Raw genomic sequence first — 22,153 nt, 5'->3', positions numbered from 1 at the left:
TGGTTAGATGGTTTTTTGAATTGAAGTCAATTCAAAATAAGCGTTATCCAAAAATTGATTTAACTCAGCAAGTTGTCGGCTGGGCGTTTCAACTTCGGATAAGACGGTTTGAACATGTTTATTCATTTCGTCTTTCATCTGCTGTAAGATTTCTGTGGTTTTTTCCTTCAGTTTCTCACTGACATCACGGATGGCCTTTTCTGTATTTTTGCGTTGCTGGGATTTTTTGTAATCAGAATCGAAAAATCCACGTACTGATTTTGCCACACCGACCAACGCGCCAAGTGTAGCAACAACTCCACCGACAAAAGCAATTGACCAACCAACAGGGTTGGATGCTAAAAAGTATATGCCGGTAACTAAACCAAAACCACTGCCGACTAAGTCAAGAATACTTACCCCATTATCAATCTTCAGTTCCATATTAAAATCATGTATTTCTAACGAATGATTATGATGAGCCATAATATTTTGTAAATGTGTACTTGCCCGTTCAACGACGCTAATGACACCATTTCCAAAGTTATCCGCTTCTTTTTTGATTAGATCGGCGATTTGGGTCTCAATTTTTTGCGCTTGGTTTTGTATGGTTTCTTTTAACTCTGATTTAAAATAGTCATTGCTGATGTCTCTGTCGATTTCTGCGTACATAATGTTCTGGGTATTCTTTTGAAATTCCCGAAGAATTTTACTGTTTCCCGAATCAAGGCTTCCGGAGAATTGTTCAAACAATACTTTTATTTGATTTTGAACGTTTTTGATCTCCCGATTAATTTCTTGTTCACTTGTTTTAAATGTTTCCCGAGCAATTGATAATTTTTCCAAAGAATCGTCCAAAACCTGACGGGCTTTATTCAGATTTGAACGTTGAATCTTCTCTTTATAATTTTGCAGAATGTCAGAAGATAAAGTATTAACAAAACTGTATAAACCGCTCTTCTCCAAAATGGTTTCCTTATTTCCCAAAGCCTCAAAGAATTTTTTCTTTTCTCTGGATTCTTTGCTGCCGGGAACGATACATTCGCTCAATGCCAAATAAGACGGTTTGGCGCTTACAACCAAATGACTTTGGTATTTATCAGCCAGTTTTTCTTTCAGTTTTTCATTTAATGCTTGCAGACCTTTTTTGTCATCCTCATTCAACAAGGGTTTCTCTAAAACTCTCGGATTCTTAGCGCTGGGATTGTAGATTGTCCAAACTTCGGTTTGAGGGCCTAAATGTTCTTCAATTTTTTCCAATGTTCCTTTGATACGGCCTTTATCGCCCTCATTGGTTTGCGGCGGTTTTGGTGTGCGGGTTACATAAAAGACGGCATGTGCTTTTTTGACAGCCTCTTCAATAGGCTTTTTAACAATATGCTCATCGCCTTCGATACCCGGTACATCAATCAATGTAAATTCGGCACCGTTAAAATTAAAATCAAAGGACGTATTATCTCGGGTAAAGTCTGAGCGACCGTCGCCGATGATTTGGCCGTCTGAAAATTGCCTTAATTCTTCGACTTGTTCTTTCAAGCGTTTCTCTTCGGATTCTGCATGATTTTTTTCTTGGGTGATTTGTTCTAATTTTTCCTCAATATCAGCAAGTTCATTTTTCTGACTCGCTTGCAATCTAGCTAAATTTCTTTTTTCAATTAATAAAGATTTTTCCTCTGGGAGTCTTGAAAAAGTTAAAATTAACCAAAAGTGTTTCCACCATGGTTGCTTGGCTTTCAGTTCTTGCAGCAGTTCCTCTAAACGCCGGATTTCTGTTTCACTATGGCTGATGTCGCCGATATATTTTTGATTGATGGTTTGAATATTTTTACTGATTTCTTTGATGGCTTGTTCACTTTGTAAAATGGTTTGGCGAACTTTCTCGAAATCTTCTTCGGTCAGACCATAGTTTTGAGCAAACTCTTTAAACTTCCGCTGACTTTCCAATTTGGTGGGTTCTTTAAAATATAAGCGCAATGCTTCAATCAAAGTGGATTTTCCGGCATTGGTTTCTCCATAGAATGCAATGCTGAATTTTTTCCATTCACTCAACCGTTTCAATTCATCATATTCTGTTTGAATTTTGCTTTTCAGCTTATTCAAATCATCAATCGCATTAGTAATATTTTCAGAAAGTTTGTCTTCATAGCTTTGTGAAAGTTTGTCTAATACAGAATCAATCTGATTTTGAATTCGTTCATAAATAGAGTTAGATAATTCATTCATTTACGGATTTCCTTATTTGAAGTAGCGGGTATATAAGTGATTGGTAAAATCAGCCAAGATGGAAACGGAAGTATTGTTTATCGGCTGTTTTGTCTTTTGAACCGCCAAATCGATAGTTTGTTTGATGGACAGATTGTCATTTGTGCTGTCGACATACCATCTGATGGCCGCGTCAATTGCCTGTTTTACTTGTCGGCTTTCACTTTTCCCATAAATGCACCAATTGACAAAATGTTCGCAATTATTGGTTAACAGGTTGTATTCATCTTCTCCCAAGCGGCTTTGGGCGCGGCTAACGACTGTTTCCCTATCGTATTTTGGGGAGTAATGGGGAATGATTTCACAGCCATTACCGTTTGAAAATTTTTCTATAGTAGTTTGACAAACTTTGTCTGCTTTGAAGCCGTCTGAAAAACCGGCGTAATGAATAACTTTGCCGTTACCGATATAAATGCCGTGGTGATGGTAAGTACCTTGCACCCTTTCTGAGGCTAAATGATCGCCTGTTTTTATGACACGTCCGCTGCAGTCATAATAATCTGATTGAATTTGATTTTTTAGATGCATTTCGTTATCTCTTTGTATTGCTAAAAATTATTTCTAGATACTTGTAGTATTATTCATATTATTCTCTATAACTTTAATAATTTTACTAGCTATGCATTTAATTTATAGCAGTATAGACATTTGTTGTTTGAATTAAGATTTGACATAAAAACTCCAAGATTTCGTCATGTTTTTAAGATTAATTTAATTAAGATTGATCAATTATCGCATCGGCAAGCTCATCAAAGCCAAACTGTTTAAGACAGTGATGTGTCTGGCTGATAATTTGGGTGTTATCATCACTTTGATGCTCTGGATTGTCTGGCATCATGTGTAGCAGCTGAGCGACGATGGTCGATCTGGGCATTGTTTGGGCTTTTTTGATACCAAGCAGTCGAGCGATACTCATTGGCTGTGGCACGACAGAGCGTGTGCGATCATTCACTGGCCGTGGCAGATTGCCGATTAAGGTGTTTAACAAGGTTTCTTGGCTTTTGGGTGTCCAATATTCATTGGTCAAAATAAACCGAGCCTTGATAAATAGTGGCTCAAGCTGGGCAAAAAGTTCGTTTGGCAGATGTTCTTGCAGCTGCGTCTCAATCAGGCGAAAGGCAAGTGCCTGCACAAAGGTCAGCTCATGCTGTTTGCCATTTTGTAGCCTTGCCCACCGCCAGCCATAGGGCTTATCATCATCTCGGCACTCAAGCGGGAAATTTTGCTTTAAGTTGTTTAAATCACGCTGCACCGTGCGTAATTCTACGCTGATGCCTTGCGTGTCCAAATATTGCTTGATGTCTTCGGCACTGACATAGTGGTCTTGTTTGATCAAAAATTCAATAATTCGCCATTGTCTGCTGACGATGGATTTGGGCGTATTGCTCACGGATTTTTCCTTGCTATCAATTTTCCTTTACTTTATCAAAACGACTTTGGGTTGTTAAGTGCCAGTGTCAAATCGTGTCGCAGCAATTTTTTGGGCGACAAAAATCGCCATTTACCGTGCTAAACTATCACTTTGGTGCATTATATCAGCAATTACCAATACTTTAAATACTATTATACGACTTTAATAATCTGTACTTCAAGCATTTAATCTCTAAACTAGAAGGGTAGCGTGGAGAGATTATGACCAAAAGAACAGACAATCAGTTAAGTCGTGCCATCGGTAGAGCGATTGCCGCCAAGCGTCAAGCGGTGGGACTGACGCAAGCACAGGTGGCGGAGAGTATCGGTGTGAGTGATGATGCGATTTCAAAAATGGAGCGTGGGGGAATCATGCCGACCATCAAGCGATTGTCTGAATTTGCGATGCTGTTTGATTGTGAGACGACAGATTTTTTGACCGATGCCAATCCAACCATCAATGACGAAGCACGCCATGTGATGAATCTTTTGGCACAGCTGGAGCCGAGCGACAGGGCAGAGCTGATTGCGATTATTGAGCGGCTGGTGGCGTGGAAATCTCAGGGGTGATTTGTTTGTGGGGTGGTGAATAATAAAAGGATTTTATCAAATTTTATCATCACATTAAAATAACGGTATATCTTGAATATACTGTCAATTGTACTGTTATTATCTGCGGATTTCAACGAACTTTAACGAACGCCAGCGAAAAACCAAAGACAATAAAAAACCCTTAAAGCCTTGAACTTTAAGGGTTTTTGAACTTCAGCGAACTTTAACGAACGCTTAGATGGTACCAGTGGTCGGACTCGAACCGACACGCTTTTAAGGGCAACGGATTTTGAATCCGTCGTGTCTACCAATTTCACCACACTGGCTTGTATGGTTAGCCTTACTGGCTATGTGTGCGTATTATACAGATATTTTTTGGCATGTCAACGATTTTTTGTAAAAAATTTGAAATTTTTTGCGTTTTTTACATTATTTTCGAATTTTTTGGCAAATTTTTAAAATTTTGACCAAAATGATGATGTTTTGTACAAAAATTAGCTAAAATAGTCCGCCAATAAACCAAATACCATCGCTCACACGACCAAGTTTGGACAATTTGCCCAACTGTGTTTTGCTGGCTTTGGTGGTTGTTTGCCAAAATCCAAAATCGCAACATTTAAAAAACAGAAATTTTGGTTTGTGTGGTAAATTCTTCTAAAAATTTCATGCCACGATAAGAATTGCCCTTGCTGTTTAGGCATGGACTCCAGACGGCAATGCTATAATGGTTTGGCATGACCGCCACAATGCCACCGCCGACGCCACTTTTACCGGGCAGTCCAACACGGAAGGAAAACTCGCCAGACTCATCGTAAAAACCGCAGGTTTGCATAATTGCATTGGTGCGTTTGGTTTGGCTTTTGGTAAGAATTTGGCAGCCATCGTGCAGGGTAATGCCGTCATTGGCTAGGAATGAAAAGGCATAAGCCAACTCTTGGCAGGTCATTTCGATGGAGCAGATGTGAAAATAAAAATCCAGCACTTCAATCGGATCATTTTTGATGTTGCCAAAAGATTTGATGTAATAACAAAGAGCAAAATTGCGGTAGCCGACCGATTTTTCTGATTGCGCCACTTTTGATGAATAATTAATCTGTGGGTTGTGGCTGATTTCACGAATAAACGCCAAAAAATCTTCAAGGGGATTGTCCAAAATCGACAGCAAAATATCGCACACCACAATCGCCCCTGCGTTGATAAAAGGATTGCGGGGAATGCCTTTGTCCGCTTCTAGCTGCACCAAGGAATTGAACGATGTGCCAGATGGCTCAACATTCACTCGCTGCCAAATGTCGCTTTGTAGATGGCGATAAGCAAGGCACAGCGACAGCACTTTGACGATACTTTGAATGGAAAACTTCTCTTGATAATCGCCCACGCCGATGATTGGTTGATTCAATTCCAAAAAAGCAACCCCAAATTTATCGGGCGAAATATTGGCAAGTTCAGGAATGTAGGTAGCCAACGAACCTTGATTTTTCTCGTTTAAAATTTGCTGGTAGATGTTTTTGATGATTTGTTGATTCATAATTTATCCAGTTTGTCAGTCGTTTGATAAATTAATATATACCAATTTATTTAAAATAATCAGTTGCTCTGAGCATAGGTATTTTAAATATCAGTATTAATCCAAATTTTATTAAATATTTTATTCAATATGAAAATTTACCCAAGTGATATGGATAAAAATATCAACGCTGCTGATAAAACAGCGTTGATGGCAAATATCCAAGTGCTTGATTAATAAGCAACTAATTAATTGACAGCTAAGTTATCGCCAAGCGTCCTTAATCCATTCGCTAGGCAGTACATGGCGATACCATTTGCCGCCGCCGCCAGTGATGGCATCAGGGGGGTTGATTTCGCCATGAAAAATGACAATTTTGGCATTGGCGGGTTTTTTGGGTGGTAAAAAATATGCCAAAGGGATTTTGTGTAGGCAGTGGTATTTGAAACTGACGCACCAGCTGCTGTCCCAGTATTCCAAATGATGGTGCTGGCGTAAATAATTGGACAAAAACGCCTGTTCGTGGCGGACTTCACTGCGAATCTGCTCAAAATTGTCTTCAAAATATTGCAGTAAATTTGGATAATTATTGTAGCCAACCTTAAACCGATACACTGAGCTGTTGCCCACCATACGCCAAGGTTTTTTCCAATCTCGGATAATCAGCACGCTGTCATCGTGTGCCGTCGGCTGGGTAAATAGAGCATTGATATTGTCAATAATCACAATATCAATATCCAAAAACAGTGCCGTGCCTTTTAGTCCGTATAAATCTGGCTTAAAAGTGGTGAGTTTTTTCCAGCCACGCTCAGGAATACCGTCAGGCAGGTTTAGTGTTGGGATAGGGTGGCAGATGACTTCTGGTCTGATGTCAGTGCTGTCATCGGTCAAGCAAACCATGGTAAAAGGTAGGGTCAAATTGCGAGCGACCATGTTATAGAGTCGATTGACATATTCTGCAGAATATTTATTACCCCATTTCATGCAGATGATGTAATTGGTGTCAGTCATGATGCTCCCTTGAATTGGTGTGTTCGTGCAGTTTATCGGCTAGGGATTTGAGTGCTGCCAAGTCCAGCAGATATGGGTTATCCGCCAGTGGCGTGTGTTTAAATCGGCGATAACCCCACATATAATGACTAAAATGCTGGCAAATCATACGCTCCATGGCACGGTTTAGAGCGGTGGTGGCGATTTGGGCATTTTTGTCATACAGCTTGGGATCGTCCAGCGAATAACAAAATACTTCAAAGCCTTTACCATCTTCACGCTTGATGCAGCTAAGACCAACCAAAGCACAGTGCGTTTTGGCAGCAAGCTTAGGAGTGAGTGTGCTGGTCATCGTCTCGATACCAAAAAACGGTACAACCACGCCACCTGACGGATCTGGCACATGGTCAGGCAAGACAATGCTAAAGCCGCCATCTTTGAGCGTCTTAAAAATCGCTTTGACGCCAGTGGTATCGGTCGGTACCAGTGTGGCATTGAGCCGAGTGCGAGCTTGTAGCACAAAGGCATCGATATCGGCATGCTTCATTGGCTTATACATGATGGTGGGCGTGCCAAAGGTATTTAGCCAAGCATTCATCATCTCCCAAGTGCCAATATGTGGCACGATGGCAAGCATACCATTGGGGCAGCGTAAAGCATCTTGTAGGACATCAAAGTGATGCACTTTGGTAATTTGCTCAACTGACCATTCTGGCGGCATCGCCCAGCATTTGACACTGTCTAGCGTACTGGTCAGCTGATTTTTTAGGATAATCTTAGCCAAGCGTTTGCGTTCGTCATCAGGCATTTTGGGCTTGACTAAAATCAAATTGGCATAAATGCTGCGTGCCATGCTTAAGTTAAAATGATGAACGATAAAAGCCACAAAAGCCGCCAATCCATGCAGGATTGGCAGCGGAAGGTGTTTTAACATTCCCAAAAACATGGGTGATTATTCTGCCTTTTCTTTTTCACGGACACGAATGCCAAGCTCACGCAATTGGCGATTGTCCACTTCGGCAGGGGCTTCGGTCAATGGGCATTCAGCGGTTTTGGTTTTTGGGAAAGCGATGACATCACGGATCGAAGTTGCACCGACCATCAGCATAATCAAGCGATCCAAGCCAAACGCCAAACCACCATGCGGTGGTGCACCAAAGCGTAAAGCATCCATTAGGAACTTAAATTTCAGCTCGGCTTCTTCTTTTGAGATACCAAGGGCATCAAATACCGCTTCTTGCATCTCAACGGTGTTAATACGCAGTGAGCCACCGCCGATTTCAGTGCCGTTTAGTACCATATCATAAGCGATAGATAGGGCGGTTTCTGGGCTTTGTTTCAGCTCTTCGACAGAGCCTTTTGGACGAGTGAATGGGTGGTGAACCGAAGTCCATTTGCCATCGTCAGTCTCTTCAAACATTGGGAAATCCACAACCCACAGCGGTGCCCACTCACAAGTGAATAGGTTTAGGTCTGTACCGATTTTGACACGCAACGCCCCCATGGCATCATTGACGACTTTGGTCTTATCAGCACCAAAGAAAATGATGTCGCCAGTTTGGGCTTGTGTGCGTTTGATAAGCTCAACCAACACTTCATCGGTCATGTTTTTGATGATTGGTGATTGTAGGCCTGATTCTTTATCCACACCGTTATTGATGTTGCTAGCGTCATTGACTTTGATATACGCCAAGCCTTTGGCACCATAGATGCCGACAAATTTGGTGTAGTCGTCAATTTGCTTGCGGCTCATCTCAGCACCATTTGGGATACGCAGGGCAACCACACGACCTTTTGGGTCTTGAGCAGGGGCTGAAAATACTTTAAATTCAACGGCTTGCATTAAATCGGCAACATCGACCAATTTTAGTGGAATACGCAAATCTGGCTTATCAGAAGCATAATCACGCATCGCATCGGCATAAGTCATGCGTGGGAAAGCATCAAATTCAATGTCCAGCATGGTTTTGAACAAATCTTTGGTCAAACCTTCGGCAATGTCCATGATTTCTTCGTCAGATAGGAACGAAGTTTCGATATCCACTTGGGTAAATTCAGGCTGGCGGTCAGCACGCAAATCTTCATCACGGAAACACTTGGCGATTTGGTAATAACGGTCAAAGCCTGCCACCATTAATAGCTGCTTAAATAGCTGTGGCGACTGTGGCAAAGCAAAGAAATTACCCGGCTTGGTGCGTGATGGCACCAAATAATCACGCGCACCTTCTGGTGTGGCACGAGTCAAAATTGGCGTTTCGACATCTAAAAAGCCATGATCGTCCAAATAACGGCGAATCGTCGAAGTGGCTTTGGCACGGAATTTCATGCGTTCTTGCATTTCTGGGCGACGCATGTCCAAGAAACGGTATTTTAGACGCAGCTCTTCTGAGACGGTGATGTTGTCGTCATTGAGTGGGAATGGTGGGGTGTCGGCTTTGGCAAGCAGTTCAATTTCTTTGCCAAGCAGCTCAACTTGACCGCTGGTCATATTTGGGTTTTCGGTGCCTGCATAGCGACGACGCACACGACCAGTAATTTTTAGCAAATATTCCGAGCGTGCAGCATCAGCAGTGGCAAATGCTTCTGGCGTGTCAGGGTCAATAACCACTTGTAGTAAGCCTTCACGATCACGCATATCCAAAAAGATAACACCGCCATGGTCACGGCGACGATGCACCCAGCCTGCGATGGTGATGGTTTGGTCAATCAGCTCTTCGGTCACAAGACCGCAATATGTGCTACGCATCATAGATTTTGCCTTAAATCATTGATAATTGTTTATAAATAAGCGGTGCTGCACCCATTTTGGTGGCACAAAACTTAATAAAAAACTTATAAAAAAGTCATGGGTTTAAACCCTACATTATGCCTTTTAATTGCTTTTCATGCAAGTATTGCAGCGATAAAAATTGTGGTTTTTTGCATAATTTTTTGCACAATGATGGCAAATTTTTGGCGGATTTTATCGCAGGCTTTGGCAGCTGGCGTTGATGATAAATTGGTTTATTTTTGTTTGGGCTTTTTGCACAGAAAAAATCAACCAGCAAATGGGTTAAAAATTAACCAGAAATCAATTAAAAACCAATCAAAAAAGCCTAACAAAATCCACCAAAGATGAAACGGCAGCATCAGCAAAAAATCAGACAAAATACTGCCAAGATGCTACTCAAATGTTGATGATATTTTACAAAGTTTATCATTTGCAAAATATCTTGAAAAAATTGGAATTTTTTGCAGTTTTTGGGTGGTATATCGTGGTTGGCTGTGGTAGGATTTATAAAGTTTTGCCGATGAGTTTTTTGTGGCGATAATTTGGCAAAAATGATTTGAAAAATTAAAATTATTTTGTAATTTTATTGCGTTATTTGCAATGATAAAGCCAAGCAGTTAAGTGGTTGTAAACATGCAGCCATGAATGGGTGGCTGTGTTTTATGGTCAAATTTATCATTGCTAAAATGTACATCAATAAATTATAAAAGTACACGGCATTGTTGTGGTTGTTGTCAAAGGCTGCTCAAATGGTTGCTGGCTTTGGCGTTTTTGGAATTGTAAACTCATGGATACCTTAAATATTTTATATGTGGTCGCTTCGTTGCTGATTTTTATTAGCATCATGACCAGTACACTGTCTGCACGCTTGGGTGTGCCTTTGCTGTTGTTTTTTTTGGGCGTGGGCATGCTGGCAGGCGAAGAAGGCATTTTGGGCATTGAGTTTGCAGAGTATAATTTGGCAAACTTTATCGGACAGGCGGCGTTGGCGTGCATTTTGCTTGATGGTGGTTTGCGAACTTCGTTCAATTCGTTTCGTGTGGGGCTAAAGCCTGCGATTACCTTGGCAAGCTGGGGCGTGCTGGCGACTGTGCTGGCGTTGGGGCTATTTGCCACTTGGCTTTTAGATGTGGATTGGCGGCTGGGCGTCTTGATGGCGGCGATTGTTGGCAGTACGGACGCAGCGGCGGTATTTTCTTTATTGCGTAATGGTGGCGTCAAGCTCAATGACCGTGTGCAGGCAACCCTAGAAATCGAATCAGGGGCAAACGATCCGTTGGCGATTTTGTTGGTTACGGCGATGATTGCCCTAAATCTTGACCCAGCCAGTCAGGGCATTGGCGATATTGTTGTGATGCTGATCAGTCAGATTGGCATTGGTTTGGTGCTGGGTATGCTGTCAGGCTGGGCGTTGTCTCGGCTGTTGCCAAAGGTGCATTTGGCGGACGGTATGTATGCCATTTTGATCATGTCGGCAGGCATGGTGGTGTTTGGCTTGACTAATTTATTGGGCGGCTCAGGCTTTTTGGCGGTGTATCTGGCAGGCGTGGTTATCGGCAATACCAAAGTGCGTGCCACAGAGCATGTGCTGCGTGTGATGGACAGTTTTGCTTGGCTGTCGCAAGCGGTGCTGTTTGTAGTGCTGGGCTTGTTGGTGCAGCCGTCTAGCATTTTGCAAGTGTGGCATTATTCACTGCTGATTTTTATTTTCTTGTTGTTTGTTGCTCGCCCCTTTGCGGTGTTTAGCTCGCTTTTGCCATTTGGTTTTGCCACTCGTGAGATTGGGTTTATCTCGTGGGTGGGGCTGCGTGGGGCAGTGCCGATTACCCTTGCCATCATTCCTGTAACCATGCAAGTATCAGGTGCTGATTTGGCGTTTAATATCACTTTTGGTGTGGTGATTTTATCATTGCTTACCCAAGGGGCGAGCATTCCTTTGATGTCTCGGCTGTTTCGTGTTTGGGTTCCGACCAATAACGATCCTAAAGCAGAGCATGAGATTTGGGTGGGTGATCAGGCAAATATCACCTTGTACGAATTTGAAGTGCGACAAGGGGCGTTTGCCATCGGTCGCCACCCACAGAGCATTTCTACCAAATTTGACCTTGATGACATTTCTATGTTTGCCTTGGTCAGAAATGACAAATTGGTTACGGTAAACGAAGATACCATCTTAAAAGTCGGTGATGTCGTTTGGTATGCGATGAGCAGTGATGTCGCCCCAAGCGTTGCCAAGATTTTTAATAATTCAGCCACGCAATACCAAAAAAACAGCGAGTTTTATGGCGATTGGCTATTGTCGCCGCATGCTCGCATTGCCGATTTGCCGTTTTATAATCTGGCAAAGCGTTCTTTGGCAAGAAATACGCCAAACAGACGATTGGTACGCCCTGTTAGTAGTGCCTTAGATGTCTTTACCGTGCCGCCAGTTGCTGGCAGTTTGGCAGGCGTGGACGAAAAATTGGTACACAAATTGACCGAAGCCAAAAACCAAACGGTCGAAGAATACATGATGGGGCATTTTAAGACCGAACCTGTCAAGGGTGATGAAGTGTACCTAAACGACACTTGGTCGTTGATTGTCCGTGATGTGGATAATAAAGGTCGCCTGCGTGGTATCGGTCTAAAAAACAAAACCAAAAATCAGCCAGCCAGTTGATGTGTCGGCTTATCATTTGTAGTGGTTTTATTAAAAGTTATTAAATTGTTAAATTTATCAAAGATTAAGGGTTGTTATGTTGCATTTTTCCAAAAAACCAGTTGAATTACAAATTATCCATCTTAACGATGCCCAAACTCGTGCCAAAAAGCACTTTGATGCCGTCAAAAAGCATCAAGATGACGCCACGCACCAGTTAAAAGACAAACTGTGTAACGCCTTAAAAGCACTCAAAAACGACACTCAAGACACACCAAAAAAGCAGTCGGCAGAAAAATCAGAGCAGACAGCAGCGGTCTATGTGCTTGATTTTGATGGTGATATTAAGGCGAGTGCCGTGGCACATTTGCGTGAAGAGATTAGCACGATTATCAGCGTTGCCAATCGTGGCGATGAAGTGGTGTTGCGGCTTGAAAGCGGCGGCGGTCAGGTCAATGCTTATGGCTTGGCGGCATCGCAGCTGATGCGAATTGGTGAAGCTGGGCTAAAATTGACCATCTGCGTGGATAAAATCGCCGCCAGTGGTGGCTATATGATGGCGTGCGTGGCTGACACCATCATTGCCAGCGATTTTGCGGTGCTTGGTTCGGTGGGTGTGGTCAGCCAGTTGCCAAATTTTCATGAATTGCTCAAAAAACACGATGTACAATTTGAGCAATTCACCGCAGGCGAGTACAAACGCACGGTAACTTTATTTGGCGAAAATACGGACGAAGACCGTGCCAAGCACCAAGCGGACATTAACCGCATTCATGAGCTGTTTAAGGCATTTGTCGCCAAAAACCGCCCAAAATTGGACATTGCCAAAATCGCCACAGGAGAAGTTTGGTTTGGCGAAGATGCTAAAGCGTTGGGTCTGATTGACCAAATCGGAACATCGGACGCTTATTTATTGGACAAATTGGCGACGCAGCCTGTATATGCTTTGCACTCACGCAGCAAGCCAACTTTGGCCGAAAAACTGGGAATTGCCGATCAAGTCGGTGCCAGCGTCCATCAAGCGTTTGATGCCGCCGAGCGAGCATTGACCCAAATTGCTCAGCGTTTGGCTCGTTGATGTGATATGCTGGCAAAATCTGTATATTTAACGGCAAAATGGCAATGATGACTGGGTCGTTTGTCAATTTATACTGGGAATTTTGGATAACTTGCGTTAAAATGGCGGTTTTGCCATTTTGGATAAATTCATGAAAAAACTTGAAGAATGGTTTGGTAAAGCCGACAAATTTGGGCGTGTGATTGCCAATCGTTTCAATAAAATCAAAGACTTAAACGACATTCGTGGCACAGGTGCTGGTAAAGTCGTGCTGATTACAGGGGCAAGCTCTGGATTGGGTGCGATGATGGCACGCAAATTTGCCTTTTTGGGTTATGATTTGGCGATTTGTGCGCGTCGATTGGAGCGTCTGGACGCCTTAAAATCAGAACTTGAAGGCGATTATGGTATCAAGGTGCATACCAAGCGGCTTGATGTTACCGATTATGATCAAGTTTTTGAAGTGTTTTCATCGTTTGCCAGTGAGCTTGGCAAGATTGATAAAATCATCGTTAATGCGGGCGTGGGTGACAGCCGTGTGATTGGTCATGGCAGGTTTAACATCAACCGTGCCACTGCCGAGACCAATTTTATCTCTGCCATTGCCCAGTGTGAAGCTGCGATGCAGATTTTCCGTACCCAAAATAGCGGTCAGTTGGTGGTCATCTCAAGCATGTCGGCGGTACGTGGTTTGCCACGGCATTTGACCACTTATGCCGCCGCCAAGGCAGGTTTGGCAAGGCTTGCTGAAGGTATCCGTGCCGATATGATCAAAGAAAAATTGCCGATTACTATCTCAACCATCTATCCAGGCTATGTGCGTACTGATTTGAATATCGGTGCCAAATATTTGCCGTTTGAGGTCGAAGAGGACGAAGGGGCAGATGTGATTGTCAAGGCGATTGAGGCCAAAGTCAGCGAGGCGTATGTGCCTGCGTGGCCGTGGCTGCCGATTGGACTGGGTATGAAATATTTGCCGCTAAAATTGATTACCAAATTTATCTAAACTGATTTAATTTTAAAAAAAAGGCTTGTGTATGCAAGCCTTTGGCATTAGGTCAAGTTTGATTTTAAAGTTTTATTTTAAAAATCTGATTTTAAAAAATTACTTAAAAATCTGATTTAAAAATCTTGCTTAAAGAATTATAAAAATCGTTTGGTACTTGATGCTTGATGATATTGGTATTTGGTGGTAATTGCATCAATCGCCAGTCGATTTTTTCGCCGATAATTTGACTTTAATTAAATGAACCATCAAATTTAATAAAGGGGAGAATGATGAGTCAAAACGCCGCCAGTGGCGATGAACACCCAGCTATCCAAGCAGTAACCGAAGCGGCAACAGAAGCCCAAAACGCCGCCGAAGCTGCCAAAGATGTGGCTGCCGAAGCTGCCAAATTGACCAAGACCACTTTGGAGCATGGGGCAAATGACACTTTGCAGTTTTTGGGCATTTCAATCGATGTGGCAACACTGACGCAGATGGCAATTGATTTGTCGGGTCGCTTGCTGTTGGCATTGCTGATTTTCTTTGTCGGCAAATGGATTGGCAACCGCTTGGTTGGCTTGGCAAAACGCATCATGGCACGCAGCCATTTGGACAATACGGCGGCAAACTTTTTGGGTAATTTGCTGTATGGCATCATGCTGGTGGCGGTGATTTTGGCATCGCTGAACAAACTGGGCGTGAATACCAACTCATTTGTGGCGGTGTTGGGTGCTGCTGGTGTCGCCATCGGTGTATCGCTCAAAGATCAGCTGTCCAACTTGGCGGCAGGGGTGCTGATTGTGATTTTTCGTCCCTTTGGGCGTGGCGATTATGTGGAAGTCGGCGGTAAAACTGGCACGGTGCTGGACATCACTTTGGTCAATACACGCATTCGCACCACCAACAACCACGAAATCATCATTCCCAATGGCGACATCATGACTTCTGCCAGCACCAATTATACATCGCTACCCACTCGTCGTGTCGATATCGAAGTCGGCATCGGCTACGAAGCGGATATCCGTGAAGCCAGAGCGGTATTGGTGGCGACTGCCAAGGCACACCCACATGTACTGGCAGATCCTGAGCCATCGGTGGTGGTAACGGCTTTGGCGGACAGCTCGGTCAATCTGCTGCTGCGTGTCTGGGCAGATAATGAGCATTGGTACGGCGTGCAGACTGATTTGCTCGAAGCGGTCAAATATGCCCTTGATGACGCAGGTATTAATATCCCATTCCCCAATCGCACGATTCAGATTGAAGGTTTGGATATGGACAAATTGGCAAAACTGCTACAAGCCAAAGCTGTTGCCGATCAATCATCAAAAGATAAATTCGCTGATTAATTTTAATGATTAATCAATTTATTGATGAGTAAATTAAATGTATTGCCTGACTTAATCACCCCAATTCAATACTGGCTAAAAATTTATTATAAGACAATATTTTGAATAAAGGCACTGACAAGATTGTACAAATTACCATTACAATACCACATCGCTGGCTCTGTGCAATTTTGTGCCTACTAACCACCCAACACCCAAAAACACATCATAGCCGTGGTGTGTTTTTTTGTTTAAGCAAAGTTATGATAAATATGTTAAAATACCAGCCAACTAAGCAAAATTTGAGCAAAAAATATGCGTTTTATTGATGAAGCTGTGATTAGCGTCAAAGCTGGCGATGGTGGTAACGGCATTGTGAGTTTTCGCCGTGAGAAGTTCGTGCCAAAAGGCGGCCCAGATGGCGGTGATGGTGGCAAAGGTGGTGATGTGTATGCCGTCGCTGACGATAACACCAATACGCTCGTGGATTATCGCTACACCCGCAAATTTGAAGCACGCCGTGGCGAAAATGGCGGCAGCAAAAACTGCTCAGGCAAAGGGGCGGACGATGTGTATTTGGCAGTGCCGATCGGTACAACCATTATCGATACCGACCTTGATGTGGTGATTGGCGATTTGACTGAAAAAGGACAAAAAATCCTAATCGCTAAGGGCGGTGATGGTGGCTTTGGCAATACTCGCTTTAAATCCAGTACCAACCAAGCTCCCCGCAAGGCAACGCCGGGCTTTCCTGGTGAAGCCAAAAACATCAAACTTGAGCTAAAAGTGGTCGCCGATGTCGGCTTGATTGGTTTGCCAAATGCTGGCAAATCCACCTTTATCCGCCAAGTGTCCGCCGCTCGTCCAAAAGTTGCTGATTATCCGTTTACCACGCTCGTGCCAAACCTTGGCGTGGTCGATGTCGGCACGCATCAGTCGTTTGTGATGGCGGATATTCCGGGGTTAATCGAAGGTGCGTCCGATGGGGCAGGGCTTGGCATTCGCTTTTTAAAGCATGTGGCACGCACACGCCGCCTGTTACACATTGTTGATGTACAACCGATTGATGGCTCAGACCCTGTGGCAAACGCCCAAATTATCCTAAATGAATTGGCGAAATTTTCGCACGAATTGTCGCAGTTGCCGCAGATTTTGGTGTTAAATAAACTTGACCAAATCGCCGAAGAAGACCAAAATGCCATCTGCACGGACATTGTCGCACGCTTGGGCTGGACAGGCATGGTGTTTCGGACATCGACACTGACTGGCGATGGCGTCGAAGCGGTCAAGCATCACTTGATGCAGGCAATCGAAGATGAGCGTGAGCGCGAAGCTGAAGATCCGATATTTGCCGAAGAGCAGGCGGCACGCTTTGCTCGACTTGAAGAAGAAGTGCGTCATAACACCGAAATTCAAAAAGAAGCCTACCGTGCGATGCGTAAAGCCCAGCGTGAAGGCCGCATGGACGATGACGATGATGACTTTAACGAAGATGATTATGATGTGGCAGTGGAGTACGCACCGTATTAAGTTTAAGGATGAGTAATGAATGCAGTTGACCAAGCGGTATTAAAACAAGACAATGTTCGTGAAAAATATTTTCATGATTTGGTTTTGCAAAATGAAAATATTAAGTTGGATTTATTATCAACATTGGAATTGCCAATGGATCTAACTAGGCTTACACTTATCCATGAAGATAGATATATTAATGGTATTATCGCTGATTTTACATTGGTTTATGATGATAAAATTCATGCTTTAATTGAAGTGAAAGCAGGAGATATTGGCGTTACCGACTATGTGCGTGGCATTGGTCAGGTATTGCAGTATGAGTATTTTTATGAGAATAACATTTCATCAAAAAATTACGAATTCCACACAAAATTTGCTAGCATATTTCTAATTCCATCATCTATTTTTAAAAATAAAAATTTTAATGTTGCTTTATTTAAATATCCAAAAACAACCAAAATTATTGAAATTAACGACATAAATAAAGCAGTTCGTGAAATTTCAAAAGATGAGTTGGATAAATTAAAAGAAGCAAGTAAAAACAATTTAACAAGTATTTCTCAGTATTATGTCAGAGATACGAGATTGTTTGAGATTTATATGCTCCTTAGATATTTATGCTTTTTAAAGTTAAAGGGCGTAAATATCGTCAATCGCAAAGAGATTGAATTGCAAATGCAAAAAACCAATTCCATCAATAATCAAAATTGGCGGAATGTTTGGATTAGTCTATCATCCTTTGGTTTTATTGATAGCAATAATATGCCAACAAAGGCAGGTACTGAATTTGGCATGATGTCAGTGCATGAATTTTTGGTTATGATGTATCAATCTTATGTTAAGCCTTATGCTGATATTTTAATGGATTATTTTACCAAAAATCCACAAAGATTGAGCAATACCCTAACGCAGATCAAGCAAGATTTTTTGGATATGCATGGGGGCAAAGAGATTTTATTTTTTACTCAATCAAAGACAAGATATCTATCATCTTGGCTTAATATTCTAAGAGATGATTTTGGTTTTATTGATTTTGCCCCTAGAGACAAAAAGCGTACTATGAATTTTAACCCTTTGGGATTGAATAATGAGTTTTTATTAAAAGAAATTCAAAAATACTCAAAAGCTAACCAATATATCGATAATTTAAATGCAATTTTATAAGTGATTTTATGAGTTATACCATTTTTGAAACATTTGTAGGGGCTGGTGGCTCGCATATTGGATTTAAACAACAGGGTTTTAAATCTGTTTATGTCAATGATGATAATAAAGATTGTATCGATACTTTGTTATTAAATAATCCAGAAGTTAAAGAGACGGCTTTTGTGGATTGTAAGAGTGTACTCGATGTGGATATTGACAACTTATTAGGCAATATCAAATTAAAACAAGGTGAACTGGATGTAATGTTCGGCGGTATTGTTTGCAAGGGTTTTAGTTTGGCAGGTGAGCGTTCGCCTAATGATGAGCGTAACTATTTTTACCACCAACAATTAAAACTTGTTGAAGCTGTTATGCCAAAAATTAGCATTATTGAAAATGTCAAAGCGTTTTCAAATGGTAAAGTGCTATCGCAAAATACTCCGCAATCCATCAAGGATGCAGTGGATAGCGTTTGGCAAGCTCTAGAAAATTACAAAGGTCAAAAGGCTGAACTTCGTAAAAAAAATAAAATTACTGCTGAATTTGAACAAAAAGGTGTAGAATTAAGAAAGCAAAAAGAGCAATTGTTAAAAACATTACAGGAAAATAATTATTTAATTTCGGTATTGGATGATCTATATCAGATTTATGATAAGATTGGCTATCATGTCTCTCATAAAATTTTAAATACTGCCTGGTATGGTGCATCAACCAAGCGAGAGCGTATTATTGTTGTGGCGGTGCGTAAAGACTTACCTAATAATTTTACATTTCCAATACCCAAATATCACTCCAGCGAGATATTAACCAAATTGGATTTTGATAATATTGAAAATATGGAGTTTTTGACCCCAATTAATATCGGACAAGCATTGTCGCAAATTGATTACGATGATAAAACTGACATTGATAATCAGCCGATGAATCATTCTCCAAAAACGGTTGAGCGATTTAAGTACATCAAAGCAGGTTCTAATATCCAAGAAACGATGCATGAAATTCCTGATGAATTAAAAATTAGCAGTTTTTATTCTCGTGGTAACACCATGCGATTGTCTATGGATTTATTAGCCCCAACACTTGTGCCTGGACATAGTAATTTTCCTGTCCATCCAACCGAACATCGTAGCATTACGGTGCGTGAAGCGGCAGTAATTACAGGTTTTCCGCTTGATTACAAATTTATTGGTAGCCATTCCAAACGCTGTGAACATGTCGGTAATGCTGTACCGCCACCTTTGGCTAAGGCAATTGCTGGTGAGTGTGTGAAATTTTTGGATAACTTAAATCAAAATCAATCGAAAGAATGAAAAAAATATGACTGCCCAAAATTTAACCCAATCAAGCAAGCCGAAACGCATCGTCGTCAAAATCGGCTCATCACTACTGACCAATAACGGCCGTGGGCTTGATCGCACCGCCATTTATGAATGGGCAAGACAAATCGCCACTTTGCACGCACAGGGCTTGGAAGTGGTATTGGTGTCAAGCGGTGCCGTTGCCGAAGGGGTGGTACGCATGAATCTTGCCGAACGCCCCAAAAAACTTGAAGCATTGCAGGCGTGTGCGTCTATTGGGCAGATGGGGCTGATTGAGACTTGGTGGCAGGCACTGATCCAAAAAGGCGTGCAGTCATCGCAGGTGCTGCTGACCCACGATGATTTATCCCATCGCTTGCGTTATCTGAATATCTCACAGACCATCGCCCAGCTGATGGATTGGCGTGTCGTTCCTGTGATTAACGAAAATGACACCATCAGTTTTGATGAGATAAAATTTGGCGATAATGACAGCCTTGGGGCGATGGCGGCAGCGATGATACACGCCGATTTGTACATCATTTTGACCGACCAAGATGGCGTTTTTGATGACAATCCTAGCACCAACGCCAATGCCAAGCTCATCAGTCAAGAGCGAGCGATGGCGGATTATTTGTTTGATGTGGCAGGCGATGGCGGCAAATGGGGCAGTGGCGGTATGTTGACCAAAATCCGTGCCGCACGACTGGCGGCGATGAGCCAATGCCAAACGGTGATTGCCAATGGTAAAGTTGATGATGTGATTATCCGCTTGGCGATGGGTGAGCGTATCGGCACACGACTGACGACCGACAGCCAAGACAAATTAATCGCCAAAAAACAATGGCTTGCCGCTCACATTCGCATGGCAGGGACTTTGGTGGTTGATGATGGGGCAAAACTTGCCATCACCAAAGACCACAAAAGCCTTTTGCCCATTGGTGTTACCGAAGTTTATGGCGATTTTGATGAAGGTGATGTGGTGGAAATTGTCGATACTAACAAAACTCGCCTAGCGGTGGGTCAAGCCAGTTTTTCATCACAGCACGCCAAGCAAATTATCCGCAAAAATTCTGATCAAATCTCCCAAATTCTACAAGGCAATAGCGATGGCAAAACCGTCATCGTGCATTGTGATGATATGGCAGTTTTATAAAATTTATTCATTAAATGTTTGTTCATATTAATCAGTTTTAATTTGCTAAATTTTAAATCAAACTGGTCAAATAAAAATTGTAATTAAATTAAAAACTTAACCAAATTAACCAAACCCAAACAGCACAACAGAGAACCTTATGACAGTACAATTTACTCCCCTAAAAAATGATCGCCTATTGCGTGCCATGCGTTTTGAGCCTGTGGATACGACCCCTGTGTGGATGATGCGTCAAGCAGGGCGGTATTTGCCAGAGTATAAACAAGTGCGTGCCGAAGCAGGGGATTTTTTGAGCTTGTGCAAAGACACGGACAGAGCAACCGAAGTAACTTTGCAGCCACTCAGACGCTTTGAGCTTGATGCGGCGATTTTGTTCAGCGATATTTTGACCATTCCTGATGCGTTTGATTTGGGCTTGTATTTTGCCGAAGGTGAAGGCCCAAAATTACAAAAAACCGTCCGCACAGAAGCCGACATTGCCGCCTTGCCAAAGATTGACATGGCGTCATCGCTGGATTATGTGATGAAGGCAGTTACCAGTATCCGCACCGCTTTGAACGGTCAAGTGCCGCTGTTTGGCTTTTCGGGCAGTCCGTGGACTTTGGCGACTTATATGGTGGAAGGTGGCTCAAGCCGTGAGTTTCGCCACACCAAGCAGATGATGTACGCCACGCCTGAGCTGCTGCATGCTTTGCTTGCCAAGATTAGCGATGCGGTGGTGGATTATCTGGACGCCCAAATTCGTGCTGGTGCTCAGTTGGTGCAGATTTTTGACAGCTGGGGCGGGGCGTTGGGGCATCGTCAATTTGCCGAATTTAGCCACGCTTATAATCGTGAAATCACTGCAAGACTTAAGCAAATCCACCCTGATGTGCCTGTGGTGCTATTTACCAAGGGCGGCGGTTTGTGGTTGGATATTCAAGCTGACAGCCAAGCGGACGCTTTGGGTCTGGATTGGACGATGCCACTGGATAAGGCTCGCCACACTCTGCACGCCCTAAATGTCAAAAAAGCCCTACAAGGCAACCTAGACCCTGCAACCATTTATGGCACACCTGACGCTATCCGTGCCGAAGTCAAGCGAATGCTTGATGATGCTTATGTGCTGGATAAGACAGGCTATGTGGCAAACTTTGGTCATGGCATCACCCAGTGGTCAAATCCTGATCACGCCAAAGCCTTTATTGATGCGGTGCATGAATATCAGATTTGATAAATTCACTGATAAAATGAACTGATGGCCAAAAGCAATCCGCCCAAAGGTATCGGCTTTAGGCGGATTTTTTATCACAGGCAGATTTTTTACCGAATTTTAAATTGATTGATTATTATAAACTACCGTTTTGTTGGCAACATTTTGCCAATGACATGATTTTATCGATAACAAACCGCAGATAAATGTTAGACATTTGCATTTTGACAATCTTTGGGCTAAGATGGCAGGGTGATTTGTGTGTTTTATAAATTTTTTGCATTTCGCACATGCTACACATTTTGTGAGTTTTTCTGCGTGGTATTTATAATGATTTTTATTATGTAAATTATCGTAATTGATGATTT

18 protein-coding genes and 1 tRNA gene are annotated in these 22,153 nt (G+C 42.5%); 11 read left to right on the top strand and 8 right to left on the bottom strand.

What is annotated here, in order from left to right; all coding sequences use genetic code 11:
* Positions 1–3: 3 nt before the first annotated feature.
* The 3 genes from ACFBZI_RS10315 to ACFBZI_RS10305 form a co-directional block, all read right to left on the bottom strand.
* Positions 4–2,202 carry a hypothetical protein gene (locus ACFBZI_RS10315; protein ID WP_375716239.1) on the bottom strand — a complete coding sequence of 733 codons (2,199 nt, stop codon included), beginning with the start codon at positions 2,200–2,202 and terminating at the stop codon, positions 4–6.
* Positions 2,203–2,214: 12 nt separating this feature from the next.
* A complete protein-coding gene (locus ACFBZI_RS10310) occupies positions 2,215–2,769 on the bottom strand; it encodes a lecithin retinol acyltransferase family protein (RefSeq protein ID WP_375716238.1) in 555 nt (184 codons plus the stop codon).
* A gap of 187 nt (positions 2,770–2,956) precedes the next feature.
* Positions 2,957–3,631: a hypothetical protein gene (locus ACFBZI_RS10305; RefSeq protein ID WP_375716237.1), complete on the bottom strand. Its 675-nt coding sequence runs from the start codon at positions 3,629–3,631 to the stop codon at positions 2,957–2,959.
* A gap of 242 nt (positions 3,632–3,873) precedes the next feature.
* Between ACFBZI_RS10305 and ACFBZI_RS10300 the strand changes: the two genes are divergently transcribed.
* On the top strand, positions 3,874–4,221 hold the full coding sequence (locus ACFBZI_RS10300; protein WP_375716236.1) for a helix-turn-helix domain-containing protein: 348 nt from the start codon (positions 3,874–3,876) through the stop codon (positions 4,219–4,221).
* Between the two features lie 221 nt (positions 4,222–4,442).
* Here the strand turns inward: ACFBZI_RS10300 and ACFBZI_RS10295 are convergent.
* The 5 genes from ACFBZI_RS10295 to aspS form a co-directional block, all read right to left on the bottom strand.
* Positions 4,443–4,529: transfer RNA gene (locus ACFBZI_RS10295), tRNA-Leu, on the bottom strand.
* A 290-nt stretch (positions 4,530–4,819) separates the two neighbouring features.
* On the bottom strand, positions 4,820–5,731 hold the full coding sequence (locus ACFBZI_RS10290; protein ID WP_375716235.1) for a glutaminase: 912 nt from the start codon (positions 5,729–5,731) through the stop codon (positions 4,820–4,822).
* Between the two features lie 243 nt (positions 5,732–5,974).
* The gene (locus tag ACFBZI_RS10285; protein ID WP_375716234.1) at positions 5,975–6,721 is read right to left on the bottom strand and encodes a glycosyltransferase; all 747 of its coding nucleotides are present in this window, start codon (positions 6,719–6,721) and stop codon (positions 5,975–5,977) included.
* Positions 6,714–7,646: a lysophospholipid acyltransferase family protein gene (locus ACFBZI_RS10280; protein WP_375716233.1), complete on the bottom strand. Its 933-nt coding sequence runs from the start codon at positions 7,644–7,646 to the stop codon at positions 6,714–6,716. The genes ACFBZI_RS10285 and ACFBZI_RS10280 overlap by 8 nt, the downstream gene beginning before the upstream one ends.
* Positions 7,647–7,652: 6 nt before the next feature.
* The gene (aspS, locus tag ACFBZI_RS10275) at positions 7,653–9,449 is read right to left on the bottom strand and encodes an aspartate--tRNA ligase (protein WP_375716232.1); all 1,797 of its coding nucleotides are present in this window, start codon (positions 9,447–9,449) and stop codon (positions 7,653–7,655) included.
* Positions 9,450–9,545: 96 nt separating this feature from the next.
* Between aspS and ACFBZI_RS10270 the strand changes: the two genes are divergently transcribed.
* The 10 genes from ACFBZI_RS10270 to hemE all read left to right on the top strand — a co-directional run bounded on the left by ACFBZI_RS10270 (position 9,546) and on the right by hemE (position 21,806).
* Complete coding sequence (locus tag ACFBZI_RS10270; protein ID WP_375716231.1) at positions 9,546–9,818, top strand: hypothetical protein; 273 nt, start codon at positions 9,546–9,548, stop codon at positions 9,816–9,818.
* Positions 9,819–10,257: 439 nt separating this feature from the next.
* The gene (locus tag ACFBZI_RS10265; RefSeq protein ID WP_375716230.1) at positions 10,258–12,129 is read left to right on the top strand and encodes a potassium/proton antiporter; all 1,872 of its coding nucleotides are present in this window, start codon (positions 10,258–10,260) and stop codon (positions 12,127–12,129) included.
* Between the two features lie 76 nt (positions 12,130–12,205).
* Positions 12,206–13,186, top strand: a complete 981-nt coding sequence (sohB, locus tag ACFBZI_RS10260; protein ID WP_375716229.1) for a protease SohB — start codon at positions 12,206–12,208, stop codon at positions 13,184–13,186.
* A gap of 130 nt (positions 13,187–13,316) precedes the next feature.
* Positions 13,317–14,171: an SDR family oxidoreductase gene (locus ACFBZI_RS10255; RefSeq protein WP_375716228.1), complete on the top strand. Its 855-nt coding sequence runs from the start codon at positions 13,317–13,319 to the stop codon at positions 14,169–14,171.
* A gap of 431 nt (positions 14,172–14,602) precedes the next feature.
* The gene (locus ACFBZI_RS10250) at positions 14,603–15,499 is read left to right on the top strand and encodes a mechanosensitive ion channel family protein (RefSeq protein ID WP_375716351.1); all 897 of its coding nucleotides are present in this window, start codon (positions 14,603–14,605) and stop codon (positions 15,497–15,499) included.
* Between the two features lie 294 nt (positions 15,500–15,793).
* A complete protein-coding gene (gene cgtA / locus ACFBZI_RS10245; RefSeq protein ID WP_375716227.1) occupies positions 15,794–17,008 on the top strand; it encodes an Obg family GTPase CgtA in 1,215 nt (404 codons plus the stop codon).
* 15 nt (positions 17,009–17,023) lie between these two features.
* Positions 17,024–18,157 (top strand): hypothetical protein, encoded by a 1,134-nt coding sequence (locus ACFBZI_RS10240; protein ID WP_375716226.1) that lies wholly within the window; start codon positions 17,024–17,026, stop codon positions 18,155–18,157.
* 8 nt (positions 18,158–18,165) lie between these two features.
* Positions 18,166–19,449, top strand: coding sequence for a DNA cytosine methyltransferase (locus tag ACFBZI_RS10235; protein ID WP_375716225.1), 1,284 nt, complete (start codon positions 18,166–18,168; stop codon positions 19,447–19,449).
* Between the two features lie 7 nt (positions 19,450–19,456).
* The gene (gene proB / locus ACFBZI_RS10230) at positions 19,457–20,593 is read left to right on the top strand and encodes a glutamate 5-kinase (RefSeq protein ID WP_375716224.1); all 1,137 of its coding nucleotides are present in this window, start codon (positions 19,457–19,459) and stop codon (positions 20,591–20,593) included.
* A 139-nt stretch (positions 20,594–20,732) separates the two neighbouring features.
* Positions 20,733–21,806, top strand: coding sequence for a uroporphyrinogen decarboxylase (hemE, locus tag ACFBZI_RS10225; protein ID WP_375716223.1), 1,074 nt, complete (start codon positions 20,733–20,735; stop codon positions 21,804–21,806).
* Positions 21,807–22,153 lie beyond the last annotated feature (347 nt).

This window comes from Moraxella marmotae, assembly GCF_042219885.1.
GTDB classification, from domain to species: Bacteria; Pseudomonadota; Gammaproteobacteria; order Pseudomonadales; family Moraxellaceae; genus Moraxella; species Moraxella marmotae.
This window is presented reverse-complemented; position numbering and strand designations above follow the sequence as displayed.

What these genes read in the sequence shown, in the direction of transcription:
- ACFBZI_RS10240 (WP_375716226.1), top strand. Translation starts at nt 17,024, where the DNA reads ATGAATGCAGTTGACCAAGCGGTATTAAAACAAGACAATGTTCGTGAA.
- aspS (WP_375716232.1), bottom strand. Translation starts at nt 9,449, where the DNA reads ATGATGCGTAGCACATATTGCGGTCTTGTGACCGAAGAGCTGATTGAC.
- ACFBZI_RS10300 (WP_375716236.1), top strand. Translation starts at nt 3,874, where the DNA reads ATGACCAAAAGAACAGACAATCAGTTAAGTCGTGCCATCGGTAGAGCG.
- ACFBZI_RS10290 (WP_375716235.1), bottom strand. Translation starts at nt 5,731, where the DNA reads ATGAATCAACAAATCATCAAAAACATCTACCAGCAAATTTTAAACGAG.
- ACFBZI_RS10235 (WP_375716225.1), top strand. Translation starts at nt 18,166, where the DNA reads ATGAGTTATACCATTTTTGAAACATTTGTAGGGGCTGGTGGCTCGCAT.
- ACFBZI_RS10310 (WP_375716238.1), bottom strand. Translation starts at nt 2,769, where the DNA reads ATGCATCTAAAAAATCAAATTCAATCAGATTATTATGACTGCAGCGGA.
- cgtA (WP_375716227.1), top strand. Translation starts at nt 15,794, where the DNA reads ATGCGTTTTATTGATGAAGCTGTGATTAGCGTCAAAGCTGGCGATGGT.
- proB (WP_375716224.1), top strand. Translation starts at nt 19,457, where the DNA reads ATGACTGCCCAAAATTTAACCCAATCAAGCAAGCCGAAACGCATCGTC.
- ACFBZI_RS10280 (WP_375716233.1), bottom strand. Translation starts at nt 7,646, where the DNA reads ATGTTTTTGGGAATGTTAAAACACCTTCCGCTGCCAATCCTGCATGGA.
- ACFBZI_RS10255 (WP_375716228.1), top strand. Translation starts at nt 13,317, where the DNA reads ATGAAAAAACTTGAAGAATGGTTTGGTAAAGCCGACAAATTTGGGCGT.
- ACFBZI_RS10270 (WP_375716231.1), top strand. Translation starts at nt 9,546, where the DNA reads ATGGGTTTAAACCCTACATTATGCCTTTTAATTGCTTTTCATGCAAGT.
- sohB (WP_375716229.1), top strand. Translation starts at nt 12,206, where the DNA reads ATGTTGCATTTTTCCAAAAAACCAGTTGAATTACAAATTATCCATCTT.
- ACFBZI_RS10315 (WP_375716239.1), bottom strand. Translation starts at nt 2,202, where the DNA reads ATGAATGAATTATCTAACTCTATTTATGAACGAATTCAAAATCAGATT.
- ACFBZI_RS10265 (WP_375716230.1), top strand. Translation starts at nt 10,258, where the DNA reads ATGGATACCTTAAATATTTTATATGTGGTCGCTTCGTTGCTGATTTTT.
- ACFBZI_RS10285 (WP_375716234.1), bottom strand. Translation starts at nt 6,721, where the DNA reads ATGACTGACACCAATTACATCATCTGCATGAAATGGGGTAATAAATAT.
- hemE (WP_375716223.1), top strand. Translation starts at nt 20,733, where the DNA reads ATGACAGTACAATTTACTCCCCTAAAAAATGATCGCCTATTGCGTGCC.